23 protein-coding genes are annotated in these 23,817 nt (G+C 29.8%); 1 reads left to right on the top strand and 22 read right to left on the bottom strand.

Features of this window, described 5'->3' with window-relative positions:
- Window positions 1–65: 65 nt before the first annotated feature.
- From recG to BM119_RS13090, 3 genes are all read right to left on the bottom strand, one after another.
- Window positions 66–2,099 (bottom strand): ATP-dependent DNA helicase RecG, encoded by a 2,034-nt coding sequence (gene recG / locus BM119_RS13100; protein WP_090042125.1) that lies wholly within the window; start codon window positions 2,097–2,099, stop codon window positions 66–68.
- A gap of 180 nt (window positions 2,100–2,279) precedes the next feature.
- Entirely contained in the window at window positions 2,280–3,923 is a 1,644-nt protein-coding gene (locus BM119_RS13095) for a DAK2 domain-containing protein (protein WP_090042124.1), read from the bottom strand.
- Window positions 3,924–3,936: 13 nt separating this feature from the next.
- Complete coding sequence (locus BM119_RS13090) at window positions 3,937–4,284, bottom strand: Asp23/Gls24 family envelope stress response protein (RefSeq protein WP_090042122.1); 348 nt, start codon at window positions 4,282–4,284, stop codon at window positions 3,937–3,939.
- 200 nt (window positions 4,285–4,484) lie between these two features.
- Here BM119_RS13090 and rpmB point away from each other — a divergent pair, with 200 nt between their 5' ends.
- Window positions 4,485–4,676, top strand: a complete 192-nt coding sequence (gene rpmB / locus BM119_RS13085) for a 50S ribosomal protein L28 (protein WP_090042120.1) — start codon at window positions 4,485–4,487, stop codon at window positions 4,674–4,676.
- 162 nt (window positions 4,677–4,838) lie between these two features.
- Here rpmB and BM119_RS19930 read toward each other — a convergent pair whose 3' ends face one another.
- From BM119_RS19930 to BM119_RS12990, 19 genes are all read right to left on the bottom strand, one after another.
- Complete coding sequence (locus BM119_RS19930) at window positions 4,839–5,003, bottom strand: hypothetical protein (protein ID WP_090042119.1); 165 nt, start codon at window positions 5,001–5,003, stop codon at window positions 4,839–4,841.
- A 72-nt stretch (window positions 5,004–5,075) separates the two neighbouring features.
- Window positions 5,076–5,714 (bottom strand): thiamine diphosphokinase, encoded by a 639-nt coding sequence (locus BM119_RS13075; RefSeq protein ID WP_090042117.1) that lies wholly within the window; start codon window positions 5,712–5,714, stop codon window positions 5,076–5,078.
- On the bottom strand, window positions 5,714–6,367 hold the full coding sequence (gene rpe / locus BM119_RS13070; protein ID WP_090042115.1) for a ribulose-phosphate 3-epimerase: 654 nt from the start codon (window positions 6,365–6,367) through the stop codon (window positions 5,714–5,716). The genes BM119_RS13075 and rpe overlap by 1 nt, the downstream gene beginning before the upstream one ends.
- The gene (rsgA, locus tag BM119_RS13065) at window positions 6,361–7,230 is read right to left on the bottom strand and encodes a ribosome small subunit-dependent GTPase A (RefSeq protein WP_090042114.1); all 870 of its coding nucleotides are present in this window, start codon (window positions 7,228–7,230) and stop codon (window positions 6,361–6,363) included. The genes rpe and rsgA overlap by 7 nt, the downstream gene beginning before the upstream one ends.
- A gap of 29 nt (window positions 7,231–7,259) precedes the next feature.
- Window positions 7,260–9,266 (bottom strand): Stk1 family PASTA domain-containing Ser/Thr kinase, encoded by a 2,007-nt coding sequence (gene pknB, locus BM119_RS13060; RefSeq protein ID WP_090042112.1) that lies wholly within the window; start codon window positions 9,264–9,266, stop codon window positions 7,260–7,262.
- A complete protein-coding gene (locus BM119_RS13055) occupies window positions 9,238–9,984 on the bottom strand; it encodes a Stp1/IreP family PP2C-type Ser/Thr phosphatase (protein ID WP_090042111.1) in 747 nt (248 codons plus the stop codon). Before BM119_RS13055 ends, pknB begins: the two co-directional genes overlap by 29 nt.
- A 19-nt stretch (window positions 9,985–10,003) precedes the next feature.
- A complete protein-coding gene (gene rlmN / locus BM119_RS13050) occupies window positions 10,004–11,035 on the bottom strand; it encodes a dual-specificity RNA methyltransferase RlmN (protein WP_090042109.1) in 1,032 nt (343 codons plus the stop codon).
- Window positions 11,036–11,049: 14 nt separating this feature from the next.
- The gene (rsmB, locus tag BM119_RS13045; protein WP_090042107.1) at window positions 11,050–12,366 is read right to left on the bottom strand and encodes a 16S rRNA (cytosine(967)-C(5))-methyltransferase RsmB; all 1,317 of its coding nucleotides are present in this window, start codon (window positions 12,364–12,366) and stop codon (window positions 11,050–11,052) included.
- A 21-nt stretch (window positions 12,367–12,387) separates the two neighbouring features.
- Window positions 12,388–13,068 (bottom strand): zinc metallopeptidase, encoded by a 681-nt coding sequence (locus tag BM119_RS13040; protein WP_090042106.1) that lies wholly within the window; start codon window positions 13,066–13,068, stop codon window positions 12,388–12,390.
- 11 nt (window positions 13,069–13,079) lie between these two features.
- Window positions 13,080–14,006, bottom strand: coding sequence for a methionyl-tRNA formyltransferase (fmt, locus tag BM119_RS13035; RefSeq protein ID WP_090042105.1), 927 nt, complete (start codon window positions 14,004–14,006; stop codon window positions 13,080–13,082).
- A gap of 13 nt (window positions 14,007–14,019) precedes the next feature.
- Window positions 14,020–14,463 carry a peptide deformylase gene (def, locus tag BM119_RS13030; protein ID WP_207647685.1) on the bottom strand — a complete coding sequence of 148 codons (444 nt, stop codon included), beginning with the start codon at window positions 14,461–14,463 and terminating at the stop codon, window positions 14,020–14,022.
- Window positions 14,464–14,512: 49 nt separating this feature from the next.
- Window positions 14,513–16,720, bottom strand: coding sequence for a primosomal protein N' (gene priA / locus BM119_RS13025; protein ID WP_090042102.1), 2,208 nt, complete (start codon window positions 16,718–16,720; stop codon window positions 14,513–14,515).
- 242 nt (window positions 16,721–16,962) lie between these two features.
- Window positions 16,963–18,153 (bottom strand): bifunctional phosphopantothenoylcysteine decarboxylase/phosphopantothenate--cysteine ligase CoaBC, encoded by a 1,191-nt coding sequence (gene coaBC, locus BM119_RS13020; RefSeq protein ID WP_090042101.1) that lies wholly within the window; start codon window positions 18,151–18,153, stop codon window positions 16,963–16,965.
- 2 nt (window positions 18,154–18,155) lie between these two features.
- Complete coding sequence (gene rpoZ, locus BM119_RS13015) at window positions 18,156–18,374, bottom strand: DNA-directed RNA polymerase subunit omega (RefSeq protein ID WP_090042099.1); 219 nt, start codon at window positions 18,372–18,374, stop codon at window positions 18,156–18,158.
- Window positions 18,355–18,987, bottom strand: a complete 633-nt coding sequence (gene gmk, locus BM119_RS13010; protein ID WP_177199421.1) for a guanylate kinase — start codon at window positions 18,985–18,987, stop codon at window positions 18,355–18,357. Before gmk ends, rpoZ begins: the two co-directional genes overlap by 20 nt.
- Entirely contained in the window at window positions 18,987–19,259 is a 273-nt protein-coding gene (remA, locus tag BM119_RS13005; RefSeq protein WP_027634161.1) for an extracellular matrix/biofilm regulator RemA, read from the bottom strand. Before remA ends, gmk begins: the two co-directional genes overlap by 1 nt.
- Window positions 19,260–19,277: 18 nt before the next feature.
- Window positions 19,278–20,162 carry a YicC/YloC family endoribonuclease gene (locus tag BM119_RS13000; RefSeq protein ID WP_090042095.1) on the bottom strand — a complete coding sequence of 295 codons (885 nt, stop codon included), beginning with the start codon at window positions 20,160–20,162 and terminating at the stop codon, window positions 19,278–19,280.
- Between the two features lie 119 nt (window positions 20,163–20,281).
- Entirely contained in the window at window positions 20,282–21,415 is a 1,134-nt protein-coding gene (locus BM119_RS12995) for an aminotransferase class I/II-fold pyridoxal phosphate-dependent enzyme (RefSeq protein WP_090042094.1), read from the bottom strand.
- Between the two features lie 354 nt (window positions 21,416–21,769).
- Complete coding sequence (locus BM119_RS12990) at window positions 21,770–23,125, bottom strand: NCS2 family permease (protein WP_090042093.1); 1,356 nt, start codon at window positions 23,123–23,125, stop codon at window positions 21,770–21,772.
- Window positions 23,126–23,817 lie beyond the last annotated feature (692 nt).

Below are 23,817 nucleotides of genomic sequence, written 5' to 3'. Positions count from 1 at the left end.
CTCCTTCGATATGCTTTATATTCCATTTTATCATAAAGGAATATATTTTTACAAAATTTTTTTCTCTAATTAAAACAAATATATTTTGTAGTATTTTCTAAAGATTTCATTATTTCTATACAAAGTTTTATATCCTCTGCTTGTTCGCTCTCAACAACCTTTTTTGCTTCAGTGTTTGCAGCTTTCAAAATATGTATATCATTGGAAAGATCACTTAATATAAGTCCATTATCTCCATGCTGTCTAAATCCAAATAGTTCTCCGCTACCTCTTAGCTTTAAATCTTGTTCAGCAATAAAAAATCCATCATTGCTCTTAGTCATTATTTCCATTCTCTGTTTTGTTATTTTATTGTTAGCTTTTGCTATAAGAATACAATGTGATTTATATTTTCCTCTTCCAACTCTTCCTCTTAATTGATGTAACTGAGACAAACCAAATCTTTCTGCATTTTCAATTATCATAACACTTGCATTGGGAACATTTACTCCTACTTCAATAACAGTTGTTGATACAAGAACTTTAATTTCACCATTTTTAAATTTATTCATTATTTCATCTTTTTCTTTTGCTTTCATTCTTCCATGAAGCATTTCTGTTGATATCCCTCTGAAGTAGCTTGATGTGACTTCTTCGTAAATTTTTTCAACAGAATTAAGCTTCAACTCATCATTTTCCTCAATTAAGGGGCAAACAATATATACCTGTCTTCCTTGTTGTATTTCTTCTAAAGCTAATTCATAAGCTAGTTCTCTTTCATCCATTTTATAAAACTCTGTATCTATTTTTTGCCTTCCTGGAGGCAATTCATCGATTACAGATATATCCAAATCATTATATAAATAAAGGGATAATGTCCTAGGTATAGGGGTTGCAGTCATTACCAAAACATCTGCCTCTTCATTTTTATTTATCAATCTGCTTCTTTGATGAACCCCAAATCTATGTTGTTCATCTGTCACTATCATACCTAACTTATTAAACTCAACATTTTCTTCAATTAATGCATGAGTACCAATAACAATGCAAGGTTCTTCCATTTTAATTTTCTCTTTAATTCGTATTTTCTCTTTATTTTTAGTACTACCTGTTAATAATTCAACTGTTATATTGAAGTGTTCAAGGATTTTACTAACCTCTGAATAATGTTGATTTGCCAAAATTTCAGTTGGAGCCATTAAAATAGCCTTATATCCATTTTTAACAACATTAAACATAGCTATTATAGCTATTATAGTTTTTCCACTTCCAACATCTCCTTGAACCAATCTGTTCATTGGAGCATTTCTTTTTTCATCTAATAGTATTTCTCTTACCACTCTACTTTGTGCATTGGTAAGAGTGAATGGTAGTCTATCCTTTAATATTTTAAGCTCATTATCCATTGTAAAAGCAATACCATCTCTATTTCCCTTTATATGTGCCTTAAGTGCAAGTATTTTTATAGAGTAAGTGAATAATTCTTGAAATTTAAGCCTATCTTTTGCTTTTTGCAAATTCACTCCACTTTTCGGAAAATGTATTTCTCTTATAGCTTCATCTAAACTTATAAGTTTATACTTTTCAACCAAATCTTTAGGAAGATTTTCAGTTATGGTTATTTTATCCAGTACTTGATTAATTAATTTGCTTATAATTTTATTATTTAACATGCTATTTAAACTATATTTAGCTACTATTTCTGTCTTTTCTAACTCCTTGCAAGCATTCATAGGATTAACCACTTCTAGATGATTTTGCACCTTTTTATATTTACCCATGAGCTTATACTCATTTCCAATTTTAAAAGAATTCTTTATATATGGCTGATTAAACCATATTGCCTTTACCATAATTCCTTTATAAGTAAATTCAAGGCTAGTCAATCTCTTATTACTTTTAGTTCTTACATCCTTATTTACTTTTAATAAAGTGCAATCTAATGCTAGTTTATTTTTTTCATCAATTTCATCAAAATCTAAATTTATGTCAATATTTTCATAATCCCTTGGAAAATATAAGAGTAAATCTAGAATGTTATATATTGAAACTTTATTTAAAGCCTCTTGAGCTTTAGGACCTACACCTTTTAAATCAGTTATATCACTATAAATATTCAAAGATTCACCTCCCTAAAAGTAAAAAAAGCCCTAAGGCTTTTTTACTAAAATTTATCTGATGGCTACCAACTGTAACATTCCCATCCTCTTACAAGTTGGGAGATAACAGTTGCTACACCCCTAGATTAACTGATCTAACCTTAAGATGGTGAAAAAACACCATCTTAAGGAAGATTCATTCTATTCAACAGAAACCAAGAAGTAGTATAAAGGTTGTTCTCCCTTATAACATTGCACGTCTAAGTCTTCATAAAGTTCTTCTAATTGATTTGAAAGTTCATTTGCCTTATCTTCATCAATATCTTCCCCATAAAATATAGTAATTAAAGAACTATCTTCATCTACCATTCTTTCAATTACCTTCTTAGTGGTTTCAAGAACTTCTTCTCCAACCTCTTCTATTTTACTTTCTACTATTCCAAGTATATTGCCTTCTTTTATAGTCTTACCATCCATTTCGGTATCTCTAACAGCAAATGTTATTGATCCAGTCTTTACAGCTTCCATTGATTCTTTCATTGATTCAATGTTTTCCTCAACTTCACTTTCCGGATTAAACATTGTAATAGCTGTTATTCCTTGTGGAATTGTTTTTGTAGGTATAACTACTACTTTTTTATCTTCTGCTAAATCAGCTGCTTGATTTGCCGCCATTATTATATTTTTATTATTAGGTAATATAAATACATTTTCTGCATTTATAGAATCCACAGCCTTCATTATGTCTTCTGTACTTGGATTCATTGTCTGACCACCTTCTATTACGTAGTCAACACCTAAATCTTTAAATATATTAGATATTCCACTTCCCATGGCAACTGATACGAATGCATATTTTTTCTTTTCATTAGTATCATTTTCTGCTGCTGTCTCTATATTACCATACTTTTCATTTTCCACTAAAAGACTTCTATGTTCTTCTCTCATATTATCTATTTTTATTTTAGATAATTCTCCTAACATAACAGCCTTGCTTAAAACACGTCCTGGATCATTTGTATGAATATGAACTTTTATTACATCCTCATATCCTACAACTATCATAGAGTCTCCAAGAGCTTCTATCTCATTTTTAAATTTGTTAGCATTTTCAGCATTCCCTAAAATTATAAATTCTGTGCAATAACCAAACTTTATATCTTCAATATTTAAGTTATTAGCTGCTGATACTTTTTCTTCCGCTGGTTTAAACTCTTGTATAGTGGCCTCTATTTCATTTTCTAAGGCTTCACTCATACCTTTTAGTATAATTAAAAGTCCCATTCCACCTGAATCAACAACCTTTGCACTTTTAAGAACTGGTAACATTTCTGGAGTTTTGTTAAGCATATCTTGGCTTTTTTCACAAATTTCTTTCATAAGATCTTTTATGTCTAAGCTTTTAGAGTCTATAGCAGCCTCTCCTGCTGCCCTTATTATAGTTAGTATTGTTCCCTCTATAGGTCTCATAACTGCCTTATACGCAGCCTTAGCACCTTCTTGCATCGCTTGTGAAAATTCTTTAGAATTAACTTCTGTTTTGCCCTCTAATCCCTTAGAAATTCCTCTTAAGATTTGTGATAATATAACTCCTGAATTTCCTCTTGCTCCCATAAGGGCACCTTTTGCAAGCTTTTTTGAAACTTCTTCTATAGATGATGAATTCATGCTTTCTATTTCTTTGACAGCTGCCTTAAATGTCATAGACATATTAGTTCCAGTGTCTCCATCTGGAACTGGAAAAACATTTAATGAATTTACAAATTCCTTCTGCTCTTCTAACTTATTAGATGCATGAATAACCATGTTATAAAAGTGTTCACCATTTATTTTTGAGTACTTCATTATATGTGACCTCCTAGACTCTTACACCTTGTACATTCACTGTTACACTATTTACTTTTAATCCTGTATAATTTTCAACATTATATTTTACTTTTTGGATTATGTTATTTGCTATAACAGATATTTTTGTTCCATATTGAACAACAACAAACAATTCTATATTTAATTCATCATTTTTGCTATTTATTTTAACACCTTTGCTTAGATGCTCTGTTTTCATCAATTCCCAAAAGCCATCGCTTGCATTTTTTGATGCCATTCCAACAACCCCATAGCATTCCATAGTAGACAATCCTACTACATTAGCTATAACTTCTTCTGAATATCCAATATATCCACTTTCATTGGAAAAACCTATCATATCTCTACTCCTCCTCGAAAAATTCCATATAGTCTATTTTATATTAATTACATAATTAATTCAAGGAAATTAGAGCACTTAATTAATTATTTTTTATTTCAAAACAATATTTTACTTGCATTAACTTCAATATGTATGTTAAAATAATCTACGTTATGATTGAATATATATTTTTCTATATATAGAGGAGGTGTTTTACCATGTCAAGAAGATGCGAAGTTTGTAACAAAGGGGTTATATCTGGAGTTCAATATAGCCACTCTCACAGACAATCAAAGAGAAAGTGGGCGCCGAACGTTAAAAGAGTTAAGGCAATAGTAAACGGAACACCTAAAACTGTTCATGTTTGTACAAGATGCTTAAGATCCGGAAAGGTTCAACGTGCTATATAAAAAAGCAATAAAAAATGCAGTTGTTTAGAACAATTGCATTTTTTATTTTTTGTTTGAAATTATTTTTTTGTGCCTTTTTTCGTAAAAACCTTTATAATTCTTGATAAACATTTGGGAAGTTTAACTGCAATAATTTTCATATTACCCTCCTGTATAAATTAATCACCTGCGAAGACATTCTGCAATATACCAACCTGCATATACAACACCAGCCCCAATAACTAAAAGCCAACACCATGCAGGAATAATAATAGCAAGCAAAATCCCTATTCCTACAGCTCCTATAACCATACCTATAACTTTATTAAAACATATCTTTCTTGACAAAAAAATCACCGATAATAATTGCTTCAATTCCATTATATGAAACAAATAACTATTGGTGACTATTTTTCATTATTAATCCATAGAATACATAACCATGACTATTCCATTGTTAAATGTAATTTCTACATCTTTTTCATCTAAAAATTCATTTGATACACTTATTGTTTCTCCGAAATTCAAATCATAATCATGTAAATCATATTTTGCATTTCTTATATTAAAGTTTTTAACCTCTTCTCTAAATCCTTGAAAACTTATATAATTCATATTTTTTTTCTTTAATTTTGTAGATTTATTAACTAAAAATATTATATTATTATCATCCTTTATATAAGCTCTAGAACCATTTCCCAGACATTTGTAGAGTAGTCCTATGTTTCCTAGCACATGATCTAATCTAGAGCCTGTGCATCCTAATAAGGTAACCTCTTCTGGTTTGTACTCTAATGCTAAGTCAACAGCAATTTCACTATCAGTAAAGTCTTTTTCTGGTGGATATACTTTTATCTCTGAATTCTTAGCTCGTAATTTTTCTAGCACCTCTTTATTTATTGAATCAAAATCACCTAACAATATTGTTGGATTAAGATTTTCTTCAAACAAATATTGAGCTCCTCTGTCAGCAGCAATAACTATATCACTTTTTTCATATTCCTTTATTATAAGTTCAGAGGAAGGCTTAATCCCCCCTCCTACTATAAGTATTTTCACTATCTTAAAGCCGACCTTAAAACTTTAACATTTTCTTCTATATTATTATTTCTAAATATAGCTGATCCAGCTACTAATACATTTGCCCCTGATTCAACAATTTTTTTAATATTATTGCTATCTACTCCACCATCTACCTGTATCATCATATCCTTACCTATAGCTTCACACATCTTTTTAACTTCTTGTATTTTCAGTGATGTATATGGTATATATTTTTGTCCTCCAAACCCTGGATTAACAGACATTATTAAAACCATATCAACTATTGGCAATATATTTTTTATATTACTTACAGGCGTTGCTGGATTCAATGCTATTCCTGCCTTAATTCCAAAACTTTTTATATAATTTATAGTTCTATCTATATGTTTATCTGCTTCATAATGTATAGTAATAATATCTGCACCACTCTTTACAAAGTCCTCTATGTATCTTGAAGGGTCATCAATCATTAAATGTACATCAAATACTTTTTCTGTTAAGCTTCTTATAGATTTCATTATAGGTGCTCCAAATGATATATTAGGTACAAAGTTACCGTCCATTACATCTATATGAATCATTTCCACATCCACATTGTTTAATATTTTTATTTGTTCCCCTAAAGTAGCAAAATCTGCTGATAATATTGATGGTGATAATTTTACCATTTTCTTTTTTTCCCCCTTTGAATTTCTTCTAATGTTTTTATGTAAAAGTCGTATCTTAACTCACTTATTTTGTTGCCTTCAACTGCTTCTTTAACAGCACATTTCGGCTCTTTATTATGAACGCAACTTGAGAATTTACATTTTCCATTAAAATCTTTAAACTCTGGAAAACAGTTTTGAAGTTCATACTCATCTATAAATGTTATATCTATATTTGAAAAACCTGGTGTATCAACTATAAAACCATGCTCTATTTCAATAAGCTCACTATGTCTTGTAGTATGTTTACCTCTACCTACCTTTTTACTTACTTCTCCTGTCTCCATAAGAGTTTTTCCTGTTAATTTATTTAATAATGTTGATTTTCCTGCACCTGATGGTCCACACAAAACTGTAACATTATTTTTTAATTTTTGGTTTAATTTTTCTAATCCATAACCTTCTTTTGCATTAATAGGAATAAGTTCATAACCTATGTTATTAAGTCCTTCTTTAAATTTTCTTAGTTCTTCTTCACTACATAAGTCAATTTTATTTAAACATACATTTGCTTTTATATTATTATATTCACATAAAACCAAGAATCTATTTAATAGATCCTTGTTTATATCTGGATTTTTAGCTGCAAATACTACGAAAGCCTGAGTTACATTGGACACTAGAGGTCTTATAAGCTCTGAAGATCTTTCAAATATCTCTTCAATTACACCTTTTCCACCTTCTATAGATATTCTAACCCTATCTCCAACTATAGGGGTAAGTCCATCATATCTGAACTTACCCCTTGGTTTACATTCTATAGTCTCAATCTCAGTCTTTACGTAGTAGAAGCCACCTATACCTTTGATTATAGTTCCTTCCATAGAGCTCCTCCTAGTAAAAATATCGTATTTTACCTTCCATCACCAGTGCCATTGCCATTATTGTCACCGCCATTGTTTTCCCCACCGCCATTAGGTTTTGTTGCGGATGTTATTTTTATGGTAGATCCTTTAACAACCTGACCATTTGGAGAATAACCTTTAATTATAAAGTCATCTCCAAATCCACCTGTATCTAAAGTTAATCCTTTATCACTTAATATGCTTCTTGCCTCACCTACTGTTCTTCCTGAAAGGGGTGGCACATCAATTAATTGTGGTTTTGGCTCTTCATAAGTATAAACAACAATAGTTATATTAACAGCACTTTCTTCTTTTACTAATGCACCAGTTTCTAGACTTTGAGCAATTACTGTATTGTTTTTATTTAAATCATCCTTATTATTTGTTGTTTTTTGTTCTGTTTTAACATTTCCTAAGGATAGTTTGCTAGATTCTAATTGGTTTTTTGCATCCGATTCACTTCTTCCATATAAATTAGGTACCTTTGCAAATTTTGATTTTTCTCCCTTACTTACAACAATATCTATAGCATCACCTTTTTTAACTTCTGTATCAACACCTGGGTTTTGTCTTATAATATTACCTTTTTTCACCGTGTCACTATATTCCTCATCTTGTTTTCCAAGTACAAGATCAAAGGTATTTAGTATTTTTTCTGCAGCCTTAACATCATAGTCTTGTAGTAAATTTGGAACCTTTATTTTTGACTCTCCACCACTTACAACAACTCTAACCTCTTTATCTTTCTCTATTGTCTCTCCTTCTTTAGGAAAGCACTCTAATATAGTACCCTCAGGTTTATCACTTACTTTTGTTTCTACAATCTCCATTTTTAATCCCATAGAATCTAACATTTTTTTTGCATCTTCCTGAGTCATTCCTACGATTTTAGGTACTTTAACTTGATCTTTAGCAGCTGTATTAGGTTTAAACATAATCGCCGCTGATATTACCCCTAATGCCACTATTAAAATCCCTATCAAAGAAAATATAAGATATTTTTTTTTCTTACCACCAGAAGAAGGTTTGTCATCTTCATAATAATCATCATAGTCTTCTTCTTCCTCTTCTTCTTGTTTACGTTTTTCTTCTGCTTTATTTTTCCTTAGATTTTGTTTCAAATCCTCTTCTTTTATAGGAGTCATAACTCTTGTAAACTGATCTTCATCATTATTTGATGTTATTTGAACCTTTTCGTCCTTTTCAATTTTCACCAAATCATTGATTAATTCTTTAGAAGATTGATATCTTTTTACTGGTTCTTTCTCAATACTCTTCAATATTAAGCTATTAAAACTTTGAGGAATAGATGGATTTAATTCAATAGGTGGAACTGGTTGTTCTTGTATATGTTTTAATGCTACAGACACAGGGCTATCCGCGTCAAATGGAAGCTTTCCTGTAACCATCTCATACAATACAATACCTAGTGAATATATATCAGTCCTGTAATCAACATAGTTTCCCTTAGCCTGTTCAGGAGAAAAATAATGAGCTGATCCCAAAATTTTATTAGTATTAGTTATTGTACTTGAATCTGTTAATTTTGCTATTCCAAAATCCGTAACTTTTATTATGTTATCTTCAGTTACTAGTATATTTTGAGGCTTTACATCTCTATGTACTATATTATTCCTATGAGCACAATCTAAAGCCTTAGTTATTTGTATTCCATACTCAACAGCCTTCTTATAAGGTATTTCACCTTGTTCTCTGATTAAATCTTTTAATGTTTTTCCCTTAACATATTCCATAACAATATAGTTAACTCCATCTTGAGTACCAACATCTAAAACATTAACAATATTATTATCAGATAAATTTGCCACTGCTGTAGCTTCTCTTTTAAATTTTTCTACAACTTCTAAGTCAGAGGCAAATTCTTTTTTCAATATTTTGACAGCATCAAATCTATTTAACTTATGACATTTAGCCTTGTATACCTCAGCCATGCCACCTTCACCTATTTTTTCAATAAGCTCATACCTATCCCCTAGTATAGTTCCTATTCTCATAGTGCTCTCCTCCAACTATAATTAAAGATATGTTATCTCGTGCCCCTCTACTTTTAGCTAACTGTAAAACTTTTTTGCAAAACTCATTATAATTTTCACTTAAGTCTATTAAATGTATTAATTCTTCATTTGTTACATCATTAGTTAAACCATCTGAGCATAATAACATATGTTGAAATTCAGTTATACTTAATTCATAAATATCTGGTACAACTTCCTCTTTAGTACCAACTGCCCTAGTTATTATATTTTTATTTGGGTGATTTTTGGCCTCTGCTTCTGTTATAGTACCTTCATCTACTAACTCTTGTACTAAAGAATGATCTCTTGTTATTTTTCTTATTTGACCATCCTTTATTATAAAGCAACTACTATCACCTACATTAGCAACTAACACTTGTTCTTTATAAATCAAACAAGCAGTTATTGTAGTTCCCATTCCATTTAAATTATTACTTGTTAATGAATAATTATAAACTTTTTCATTTGCAAACTTAATTGATTCTATAAATACTCTATTAATATCATTGCTATTAAATTTTTCTTTTATATAAGATATCAAAGAGGTTGAAGCAAGTTTACTTGCAACCTCACCTGCATTGTGTCCACCCATGCCATCAGCAACTACATATATAGATTTTTCTCCATCTTCATAGAATTCAATACAATCTTCATTTAATTTCCTAACATTGCCTACATCGGTTATAAATCCCACCATACAAAACACCCCTTTTTTATTATTTTTGGGTCTCCATATAACTTCTTCTTAATTGTCCACACGCTGCATTTATGTCTGATCCCATTTCTCTTCTTACTGTGGTCTCAACTCCATATTCTTTAAGAATTTTAGCAAAAATTTTCACTTCTTCTGAATCTGTTTTTTTATAGGAGTTTTCTTTTATTTCATTTATAGGAATCAAATTTACATGACATAATATTCCTTTTAATAGTTTTCCTAAAGACTTAGCATCTTCTAAAGAATCATTTACCTCTTTAACCAATGAATATTCAAAACTAACTCTTCTTCCTGTTTTGTCTATATAATATTTACAAGCATCTAAAATTTCTTTTATAGAATACTTATTTGCTATAGGCATAATTTCTTTTCTTCTATCATCTGTAGTAGAATGAAGAGAAATTGCCAAAGTAATTTGCATATCTTCATCTGCAAAGTCTATTATTTTAGGCACTATACCACAAGTAGATAATGTTATATGCCTTTGCCCTATATTAAGACCATAATCAGCATTTACTATTTTTAAAAACTTTATAACATTATCATAATTATCAAAAGGCTCTCCACTTCCCATTAAAACTATATTAGATATTCTTTCTCCTAATACCTTTTGACCTACAATAACTTGTAAAAGTATTTCACCTGCTGTTAAATCCCTTACTCTTCCGTCTATGGTAGATGCACAAAATTTACAGCCCATTCTACATCCAACCTGAGTAGATACACATATTGAATTTCCATGATTATACTTCATAATAACACATTCTATTAAATTACCATCTTGTAAAGCTAGTAATAATTTTTTTGTTCCATCTAACCTTGACGTATATTCGTGTTCAACTTTTGGAAGTTCCATTGTAAAGTTGCTATTTAATTTTTCTTTAAGGGCTTTAGGTAAATTTTTCATATCATCAAAGTTTTTAATATCTTTATATAACCACTCTATGACTTGTTTACTTCTAAATTCACTCTCTTTATTCTCTTTCATCCATAACTTTAATTCATCTAAGGTTAAATCATAAATATTTTTCATGTAGCCACTCCTAATTACTTCTTTATCAACTTAGCTATAAAGAATCCATCCATATGTTTATTAGGAAGTATTGTAACATACCCTTCTTCATCATATATTATGTTTTCTGCATCACCTAAGTATATCTTTCCCAGTTCAAAATCTTTATGTTTTTCTAAGAATCCTTGAATGTTGCTTTGATTTTCTTCTTTATTCAAAGTACATGTAGAATATATAAGGGTTCCACCACTTTTTAAATATTGGGCAGCATTATCCATTATATGTCTCTGTATTCTTATTATTCCTCTTAAGTCACTAGCTGTTTTAGTCCATTTTATTTCTGGTTTTTTTCTTATTATTCCAAGACCTGAGCAAGGAACATCTATAAGAACTGCATCTGCATAGTTTATATACTTTGTATTTAATTTTGATGCATCTTCAAGAAATAATTTTATGTTGCTTATTGCAAGTCTATTGGCATTGTGCTTTATAAGATCTAATTTATGTTCATGAATATCAAATGCTATTACTTCACCTGTATTATTCATAAGTTCTGACATATGTGTAGTTTTACCACCTGGTGCACTACACAAGTCCATGGCAATAGAATTTTCTTTTAGATCCATTAGTGGAGCTACAAGCATAGCACTTTCATCTTGTACTGTTATCTTTCCTTCTTTAAATAGCTCATTTTCTTCTATACTTCTACCTTTTTTTATTATAATTGCTTCTGGACACATACATCCTTCTTCAGCATTATATCCTAATTCTTCTAGCTTTTCTAAAACCTCATCATATGCAGCTTTAGTTTCATTAACTCTTACTGTTAAGTAAGGAACCTCATTTAATCCTCTAAGTATACATTTTGTTATATATTCTCCATACTGATCTATGAACAACTCAACCATCCATTTAGGAAATGAATATTGAAATGCCATCTGTTCCTTAGGATTGCTAAAATGAATCTCCTTATTATTTCTTAAATGACTTCTAAGTACTCCATTAACAAACTTAGCTGCTCCCTCTGATTCTTTTTTAGCCATATCAACAGCTTCATTAACCGCAGCATAACTAGGTATTTTATCTAAATAATTCATTTGATAAATGGAGCTTCTTAATATATTTAAAAGGTTACTTTGTATTAAAGATAAATCCTTCTTTATATATTGTTTTAATATAGTATCTATAGAATATCTATATTTTATAGTTCCATAAACAATTTCGGTAACTAATGCCTTATCTTTCACATTTAAATCACTTTTCTTTAGTTCACTATTTAAAATTATATTAGAATAAGCATTATTGTTAAAAACTTCTTCTAATATATTAATTATTACTTCTCTAGCTTTCATACTTTACCTCTTCTCATTAATTTAGTCGTTTCTCTTACTTAATGCAATTAATCTTAAAAGTTGAGATATTGCCATTATTGTGGCTGCTACATATGTTAATGCAGCTGCATCTAAAACTTTTTTTGCTCCCTTAACTTCCTCATTGTAAAGTATTCCTCTACTTCCAAGTTCTTTAAGAGCCCTAGCTGAAGCATCAAATTCAACCGGTAATGTAACAAGTTGGAAAACTACTACTCCGGAAAAAAGTAGTATTCCTATGGTAATTAATGGTTGTATTGATAATATTAATCCTGCTATAAATAGTACCCACGACATACTAGATCCTAAATTAACTATAGGTACTATTGAATTTCTAAGTATTAGTGGTTTATATGCAGTTTTATGTTGTATTGCATGCCCAACTTCATGAGCTGCAACCCCTAAACTAGCTACTGAGTTTCCATAATACACATCATTAGAAAGCCTCAAAATCTGCCTAGTTGGATCATAATGGTCTGAAAGTTTACCACCTGTAACTTCTATAGGAACATTGTATAAACCATTATTATCCAAAAGCATTCTTGCCACTTCTGCACCACTAAGTCCTTTTGAACTATACACTTTTGAGTACTTCTCAAATGTAGCTGAAACCTTGAATTGAGCCCAAGCTGATATAATCATTGCTGGAATCAAAAGCAAATATGTGCTATCATAATAAAACATGTTTATCCCTCCTAAGCTAAAATTTCTTTTATATCAATAGAGTGCCCATTTATATATTGTTCTATTTTTAATGGTTTTCCATTAGGAAATTGTATTATTTTTATTAAAATAACACCGTCACCAGTTGCAACTTCTATCCCATCTTTATTAACATCTAGTATTGTTCCAGGTGCTTCTTTTGAACTTTTACTTAGTATACTGCTCTCATAAATTTTCATGCTTTGATCCTTATAAAAAGTATATGCTACTGGCCATGGATTTAAGCCTCTTACATGATTATGAATTTCCTTAGCACTTTTATTCCAATCAATCTTAGCCATCTCTTTATTTAGCAATGAAGCGTATGTACTTTCATCTCCTTGTTTAACTGGTACTATGTGACCCTTTGCATAATCTTCTAATGTCTTAACTAAAAGATCTCCACCTCTAGCCATTAATTTATCATGTAATTCTCCAGCTGTCATATTTTCATGTATATCACATTGGTCTTTCAAAAGTATATCTCCAGTATCCAAACCTATATCCATAAGCATTGTTGTATTACCGCTTACTTTTTCTCCCATCATTACTGCATAATTTATAGGAGCTGCTCCTCTAAATTTAGGAAGTAGTGATGCATGTAAATTTACACAACCATATTTAGGTATATCAAGAACTTCCTTTGATAATATTTGTCCAAATGCAACTACAACTATGTAATCAGGTTGTAAGTTTTTTAGAACATTTATGCATTCTTCGTCATTTTTAAGTTTTATAGGTTGATACACAGGTATATTGTGTTTCAATGCAATTTCCTTAACTTGAGATATTGCAAGCCTTTTGCCTCTTCCCTTTGGTCTATCCGGCTGAGTAAAAACTGCTTCCACGTTAAATTTTTCCACAAGTATCTCTAAAGATGGAACTGCAAATTCTGGTGTTCCCATAAATACTACTTTCATTAACAAATCACTCCTATTGGTTAATAACCTTATCTACAAACAAAACTCCATCTAAATGATCTAATTCATGACATACAGCTCTTGCAAATAGCTCTTCTGCATTATATTCTACTTTTTCACCTAGCTCATTCAATGCTCTAACTGTAAGCTTTAATGGTCTTTCAACTTCTCCTTGTTCTCCTGGGACACTTAAACAACCTTCTGTATCCATATAGCTTCCCTCTTTTTTTAATATTTCTGGATTTATTAAAACTACTGGACCTTCACCAACATCTATAACTACTATTCTTTTTAATATACCCACTTGTGGTGCAGCAAGACCTACTCCATCAGCCTCATACATAGTTTCTATCATATCTTTAACAAGAGTTCTTGTTCTATCATTTATTTCCTCAACTGATTTACATTTTTTTCTTAATACGTCGTCCCCTATAGTTCTTATATTTCTTATTGCCATAGTACATTTCTCCTTCATTCCACTTATTCTTATAATCTCTTCTTTTATATTATATTAGGCTATTAGGATTTATATCAATACTTATTCTTATATGTTTAGCCAATTCTTTCGTTATATTATACACTAAAACTCTCACTTTGTTTGCTAATTCCAAAGAAAAATCACCCTTTATTAATATTTGCCAACGATACATTTCTTTTATTTTACTTATTATACAAGGACTTGGTCCTAAAATATCTATATTAGTATTTTCCAACATTTTCTTTAAGTTTATACTTACTTTTCCTATATTACCAATCAAAATTTTTTCATTTTTAGAACTCATGTTTATAACCATTATTTTTGTAAAGGGAGGATACTCCATGGCTTTTCTTACTTCTAATTCTTTATTAAAAAATCCATCATAATCATTTTTTATAGAATAATTCAAACTATAATTATCTGGTGAATATGTTTGTATTATAACGGTTCCTTCTTTATTTCCTCTTCCAGCTCTTCCTGAAACTTGAGTTAATAATTGATAAGTTCTCTCTGGAGATCTATAATCTGGTAAATTCAAAGAAAGATCTGCAGCCAATACCCCTACTAAAGTAACATTTGGAAAGTCTAGACCTTTTGCTATCATTTGAGTACCTATTAAAACTTGAGCTTCACCATCTCTAAAACTTCTATATATACGTTCAAAAGAGTTTTTTTCTCTAGTTGTATCTAAATCCATCCTTAATGTTTTAACATCTCCAAATTCCTTTTTAAGAGATAATTCAACCTGTTCAGTTCCTACACCAAAGTATTTTACATAATTACTTTTACAATTAGGACATATGTGTGAAAGTCTTTCTTTATGGCCACAATAATGACAACTTAGAAAATTACCATTAGCATGATATGTCAATGTTATATCACAATTATTACATTTAAATACATATCCGCACTTTCTACATGACACGAATGTAGAAAACCCTCTTCTATTTAAAAATAGTATTGCTTGTTCTCCACTTTCAAGTACATCTTTTAGCTTTACTTTTAATGCATCACTAAACATAGATCTATTATTTTTTCGAAGTTCTTCTCTCATGTCTATAACTTCTATAGTAGGCATTTTTGCTCCATCTGCTCTAGTATTCAAAGTAAGTAACTTTATTTCTCTATTTTTAACTCTATAATATGTCTCTATACTTGGAGTAGCTGTTCCCATCAAAACCTTAAACCCTTTTAATTTCGCCATAAATTCAGCAACCTCTTTAGCATTATACTTAGGATTACTTTCTGATTTATAACTATTCTCATGTTCTTCATCTATTATTATTATACCTAAGTTGTCAAAAGGTAAAAACAAAGCCGATCTAGCACCTACAGCTAGCTTTACTTCACCATTTTTTACTCTAAACCATTCATCAAATCTTTCTCCATCTGAAAGTCTAGAATGAAAAACAGCAACTTCTTTTCCAAATCTACCCTTAAAACGTTCTACCATCTGAGGTGTTAAAGATATTTCTGGAACTAACAGTATAGCACTTTTTCCTCTTTCAAGCATTTTTTTGACTATATGCATATATACTTCTGTTTTTCCACTTCCCGTAACTCCTTTTAGAAGATATAAAGGGTTTATTCCATTCAATAGGTCTCTAACAACACTTTTTTGCTCTATTGTTAGATTTCTCTCTTTATACTCATCATACTCTTTGGAATTATATCTATTTATTATAGTATCCTCAGTTGTTAGATATCCATTTTTTATAAGAGTATTTATAGAACTTAATGAAATATTGTATTGCTTATTTAATTCACTTTTTGAGTAGGCACCTTGATTTTCCTCTATTATACTTATTATTTTCTTATAAGGTTCTTTATCGTATTTCGTTCCTTCTATGTCCCTTCTCAATGCATAAACCACTTGTTTTTCCTTATGTTTAGCACCTTTTATTACCCCTTTAGGTATAAATAATCTTATTATTTCTATATATGTACATAAGTATTTTTCTTTCATATATTCCATTACTATAAAATCCTTATAATTAAATAATGGTTCTTCATCACAAAGTGAATTAATACGTTTTATTCTTATTCCTTCTTCTCTTATATCATCATATAATTCTACTACAAACCCATCTGTAAGGTTTTTGCCCATGCCAAATGATACTTTAACTCTATGTCCAATCTGAATTTTGTCCTCTAATTCTTGTGGGATTTTATAAGTAAATTTTCTATCTACTTGTATTGAGTCATTATTTACTATTATTCCTGCAAATTTACTCATCAAATCACCTTTCTTACTGTAAAATTCTTTTTTAGGCACATGAAAGAAAATAATAGACCAAACATGCGTCGTATATTTTTTTGAATGTGCCTTAACAAGGATAGCATCTATGATTCCTATCCGATGATATATATCATAAATGCTATAGAATGTTTATTGTATACATAATATTAGAAAAACCTTTAAATAAATTTTCATATACTATAAGGTTTGTATTGTGCTATAGAATAAAAAAAGCGCAGTTAGCGCTTTTTATTATTTATAATATTAAATAATTCCCTTGCTACACTTTTTTTACACATTTTTTCTAAAGAAACAATAGATTTATCTTCACCTATAATTGTAACTTTATTATCATCAGTGGCAAAACCTGTATCATTAGATGTTATATCATTGGCTACTATGTAATCTAAATTTTTTCTTTTAAGTTTTTCTTTTGCATTTTCTAGTAAATCATTACTTTCAGCTGCAAAACCAACTAAAATTTGATTTGATTTATTATCTCCTAATGTTTTTAAAATATCACTATCTCTTTCAAAAACAATATTCAAATCACCTTCACCTTTTTTTATCTTTTTATTGCTATAATTTTTAGGCTTATAATCTGCAACAGCTGCAGATTTAATAACTATGTCACTATCATGAAAATTTTCTAAAACCACGTTTAGCATCTCTTCATTAGTATTTACATTTATTATATTTACTCCATAAGGCTTTTTCAAGGAAGTTGGTCCAGAGACTAACACAACATTAGCTCCTCTATCTCTAGCTTCCTCTGCTATAGCATAACCCATTTTACCCGTTGATCTATTTGTTATAAACCTAACTGGATCTAACTTTGCTATAGTTGGTCCTGCTGTAACAAGAACCTTTTTTCCTTTTAAATCCTTATTTTCATTAAGCCTACTTAAGATACACTCTGTTATTACTTCGGTATCTTCTAGTTTACCTCGTCCCGTGTCTCCACAGGCTAATCTTCCACTACAAGGTTCTATAAAATCATATCCAAAAGATTTTAATTTTTCTATGTTATTTTGTACTATAGGATTTTCGTACATGTTGGTATTCATAGCTGGTGCAAAAATAACAGGTGCTTTTGTAGCCATAATTGTTGTACTTAACATATCATCTGCTATTCCATTAGCAACCTTTCCTATAACATTAGCTGTTGCGGGAACTATAACCATTAAATCAGCTTTCTTAGCTAAAGATATATGTTGAATTTCCCAATACTTTGGTTCATTAAACATATCAACAACAACCTCATTAGCACTTAAAGACTGAAAACTTAATGGGGTAACAAACTTTGTAGCAGAATTTGTCATTATGACATCAACTTCTATATTTTGTTTTACAAGTCTACTTACTACATCTAAAGCTTTATAAGCAGCTATTCCTCCACATACGCCTAATACTACGGATTTTTTTGCCATAGTTATTTTATACCTTCTTTCACTGATTCGTATTCAACAATTCCTTCATTAACTTCATTTATTGCTACTGTTAATGGTTTTAATCCTTCTTCCTTTAATAATGCAGGATATCCCTCTATAAGCTGTCTTGCTCTTTTTGATGTAACTATAACTAATGAGTATCTGTTATCAACCTTTTCTAATAAGTCTAAAATTGGTGGATTAATCATAGAGTTGGTCATGTATTAAGCCCTCCTTTGAATCTAATATTTTTTCTTTCATTCTGTCAACTCTGCATTTTTCTGCAACTAATATACTTTCTATTTTTTCTACTGCGCTTTCCACAGTATCATTTACTACTGCATAATTATACTTTGACACATAATTTATTTCTTGATAAGCTGATTTAAATCTTGTCATTAAGGACTCTGGAGTTTCGCTTCCTCTTTTTATAATTCTTTGTTTTAATTCTTCCATTGATGGGGGTAATATAAATATAAATACTCCATCTGATACATTATCTTTAACCTTTAATGCACCTTGAATATCTATTTCAAGAATTACATCTTTTCCATCATCAAGCATTTGTTGAACTCCTGATTTAGGGGTTCCATAGAGATTTCCATATACTTCTGCATACTCTATAAAATCATTTTCTTCAACTTTGTTTAAAAACTCTTCTCTTGATAAAAAGAAATAGTTTTCCCCATGAACTTCCCCTTCTCTTGGAGTTCTAGTTGTAGCTGAAATTGATAGATGCAAATTGTGTTTTTTCAAAAGTTCCTTACAAATAGTACCTTTTCCTGCTCCTGATGGGCCTGATATTACTATTAATATTCCTTTTTTAGTAAACATTATTCATCAACCTCGTCTACATGCTCTTCTTCTTTAGAGGATAATCTATGTGCTACTGTTTCCGGCTGAACTGCTGATAATATGACATGATCTGAATCCGTTATTATAACAGCCCTTGTTCTTCTTCCATAAGTTGCATCAATAAGCATACCTCTATCTCTTGCCTCTTGAATAATTCTTTTTATTGGCGCGGACTCTGGACTAACAATCGCCACCAATCTGTTTGCAGAAACGATGTTTCCAAAGCCAATGTTTATAAGTTTTATGCTCATAGTTTTCCTCCTACAATCCTACTCTAAGTTTTGTACCTGTTCTCTTATTTTTTCTATTTCATTTTTAATATTTAAAACCATATTTGTAATCTCTAAATCTTGAGATTTTGAAGCTATGGTATTGGCTTCTCTATTCATCTCTTGTACTATAAAATCAAGTTTTCTACCTACAGGTTCTTGTAACGTCAAAGTGTTCTTAACCTGATTCAAATGAGAATTTAATCTTGTTATTTCTTCATCTATGCTTGCTTTATCAGCAAAAAAGGCAACTTCCATGCTTATTCTACTGTCATCTACGTCTAAGTTTTCAGTAAGATCTTTAATTCTTTCTTCCAACTTATTTTTATACTGAACAATTATGCCAGGAGATTTTTCTTCTATGCTATCCACTAAAGATTTTATTTTATCACACTTAGATATTATATCTAGTTTTAATTTTTCGCCCTCAATCTCTCTCATTTCAACTAACATAGAAAGAGCATCTTCTAAACAAAATTGAAGTCCTCCCCAAATTTCATCCATATTTTCTTCTTTTTCTTGTATTTTTACTACTTCTGGAAATTTAGCTATAAGTGATAAGGATATATCATCTTTTACATCTGAATATCTTGTTGTAAGATTTTTAAGACAATGATAATAACTATCTGCTAGCCCTTCATTTAGCATTGCAATTCCATCAAAGTCTCCATAGTTCTTATAAGTTATAAATATATCTACCTTACCCCTATTCAGCTTTTCTGATACCGTTTTTCTTATTTTTTCCTCTAATGATATCATGCTTTTAGGCATTCTTACATTTATATCTAAATATCTATGGTTTATACTTTTTAACTCGATGGAAAAGCTTCTACTACTTTCTGCTGCACTTGTAGCCCTTCCAAAGCCTGTCATACTTCTAATCATGGCCCGCCTCCTTTGGGTTGCTTCCAATTCATACTATTTATTATACATAAACTAATAGAAGAATTTCAAGGTTTATTTCGAAAAAGTTTGATTTTCTTCTAGTTTTCTCGCAAAACCTCCTAAATTCTTAAAAATGCTTTTTCTATTACATCCTTTTCTTTTGTCAATGCAACCCTAAAATAACCATATCCTTGATATCCAAATACATATCCAGGTGTAACAACTATACCTGATTTATACAATAACTCTTTACAAAACTCATCTGTAGAATAATTTTCTGGCACCTTACACCACATATAAAAGCTACCCTTTCCTTTAAAAAATTCAATTTTTTTAGCTAGCATTATATTTTCTAAACTCTCTCTTCTTTCTTTATACGTGATTAAACTTTTTTTAACTTCATCTAAAACACTTAAAGCTTTTATGCCACTTAATTGTATTGGTATAAATTGACCTGAATCCACATTAGATTTAATTTTTAATATTCTTTTTATAGCATCCCTGTCTCCCACAACATATGCTAACCTAAATCCAGTCATACTAAATGTTTTTGAAAAACTTCCAAATTCAATTACATTTTCTTTTCCATACATTAATAAAGATATATTATATTCTAGTTTATTAACTATTTCATTATATGCATTATCATTGCAAACAACAATATTATTTTTTTTTGAGAACTCTACTGTTTCCTTATAAAATTCTGGTGTAGCTATAGCACCTGTAGGATTATTAGGGTAATTTAGAATCATATACTTAGCTTTTTTCACTATAGCTTCAGGTATTAAATCATATTGTGGTAAATACTCTTTCTCTTTTTGAAGAGGCATTTTATAAGTTTTTACCCCCCACAATTTACTTGCGATAGTATAAACCGGATATCCCAAAGCTGGGACAATGCTAATATCACCTACATCACAAAATGCTGGAAAGCTATTACTAATCCCTTCTTTTGATCCAATTAATATTAGCACTTCATCTTTTTCCAATGAGATATTATAAGTTTTCTTGTAGTACTCTATTACTGATTTTTTTAACTCCTCACTACCCTCATATGGTGGGTATCTATTAAACCCTTGGTTTTTAAACCCTCTTACTATTTCTTGTACTATTTCTTCATTAGTTTTTATATCTGGCTCTCCTATACCAAAATCAAATATTTCTTTTCCTTCATTGATAAGTTTTTGTTTTATTGTTTCTATTGTTTTAAAATGATATTCCTCTATAGAATCTAACCTATTGTTTATCTTCATTCCCCTTCCTCCTATGAGTATTTTATTTTATACTATTCATATTCCAATTTAATGGATACAAAAATCCAAAATCTTAGGTCAAGATATAACAATTATTGTTTTAAATAATATTTATTAATTTTTATAATAAAAGTGTCTACGCTACACTTTTATTGAAAATTGTAAAATCTCAACTTGTAACTAAAAAGAATTTGTTACTGATTAAAGATATGTTTAACCCTAAGTTTCATCAGCATTTTATAATTAAAAATTTTTACACTTTCCTCTACATAAAAAACACCTAATAATAATGTCTTTCCATTATTATTAGGTGTTACTTATAAATTCATATCGTGGTCCTTTGATTTATTAAATTTAGCCTATACCTGCTACTACTAACTTAATTATAAATATTACAGCTAATCCATACATTATAGGTGATATATTTTTCTTTTCATCTTTTTTACTAAACACATTAACAATAAAATTTATTATTACATAAGATAAAATTCCTACTGTTAATCCATCTCCTATACTATATGTTAACGGCATAAGTATTATTGTAAGAAATGCTGGAACACCTTCCGTAAAATCATCAAACTTAATTTTACTTATGTTCTCTATCATAAAAAATCCAACTATTATCAATGCTGGTGCTGTTGCACATGCTGGAATAGCTATAAATAATGGTGATAAGAACATAGCTAGTAAGAAGAGAATTCCTGTTGTTAATGCAGTTAATCCTGTTCTTCCTCCTTCTGCAACACCTGCTGAACTTTCAACATAAACTGTAACTGCTGAAACACCTACAACTGAACCAACTGTTGTTCCAATTGCATCAACTAACAAAGCTTTTCCTGCTCTAGGCACTGTACCATTCTCGTCTAACATATTAGCCTTAGATGCAACACCTACTAGTGTTCCAACAGTATCAAAGAAATCTACAAATAAGAATGTAAATACAACAACTGCAAAACTCCAAATTTTAGATTGATCTAAGAAAACAGAGAAATCTAATTTAAACGCTATTGGTGCAACACTTTCATATTTAAATATACCCTCTGGAAGAAATATTTTATAATATGCTGCTACTTCTGGATTTATATATGCATACACCCATGCAACTATAGTACTTGTTGCAATTCCCCATAGTAATGCACCTTTTACATTTTTCTTTTCTAAAACAACAATTATTACTATTCCTATAGCTGCAACAATAACTGTTGGAGCTGTAAAGTTTCCCATAGAAACCATTGTTGAATCATTCTTTATTACTATTCCACTATTTACAAAACCTATAAAACTTATAAATAATCCTATCCCTGCTGTAACCGCATATTTTAAATTTAATGGTATTGTGTTAACAACTGCCTCCCTTAAATTCGTAAGGGATAATATAATAAATATAATTCCTTCTACAAATACAGCTGTTAATGCAACTTGCCATGAAACACCTAATCCAATTACAACGCCAAATGTAAAGAATGCATTCAAGCCCATACCTGATGCCAATCCAAATGGTAGATTTGCATAAAACCCCATAAATATAGTTGTTAATCCTGCTGTTAAACATGTGGCTGTAACCAATGCTCCTTTTGGCATACCAGCTCCACTTAATATATCTGGATTTACCGCAATTATATATGCCATTGTAAGAAAAGTAGTTATACCTGCTATTATTTCTGTTCTAACATTAGTGTTGTTTTCTTTTAATTTAAAAATCTTCTCCACGTATATCCCTCCAATTTGTTACTACGAATATTATTTTAAATTAAATCACATTCGTTTGTCAATATATAAATTATTTTTATGTATTTTATTTTATATTTCGTATATGCTTTATTTTATAAAGTATATATTTTTTCACCTAAAAATCCTTTATATCTTTATGTTTAATTTGTTATCATGTTAATTTATGGTTTGTATTAAGTGAATATTAATACGGATTATATATATTTATATACTTAAAAGATATGTACTTTTTTACTTTTTTATTTTTTCTATATAAATTTAAGGCATATGAAAAAATAACAGATCACAAATTCCTAATAGAGCAAAAGGCTGCGCCCTTTTTAAATTGACAATTTAGAATTGACGATTGACGATTATTGTTGAAAGTTATGGATAAAAATCACAGATTTTCTCTAAATTATATTTTTTAAATTTTAAAATCTTCCTTAGAAGATTTATCCTTGAATTGTCAATTGTCAATTTCTTAAACTCTTGCAACTTGCCACTTGTAATTTTTCACTCATTAAAGTTTTCAACTAAAAAATCTATATATTTTAATAGTTATCAAAGTTATCCACAGATTCGAAATTTTATAATATACTATAAATCAAAAAAAATAAGCCAAAGTTTGACTTATCTTTTTATATCCTATGATGTGTATAGGCTTTTCTCAAATATTTCTTTTATTTTTT

This window comes from Clostridium frigidicarnis, from assembly GCF_900111985.1.
Lineage (GTDB): Bacteria > Bacillota > Clostridia > Clostridiales > Clostridiaceae > Clostridium_Z > Clostridium_Z frigidicarnis.
Note: the sequence above shows the minus strand (reverse complement) of the source record. Positions and strands in the feature narration are given on the sequence as shown.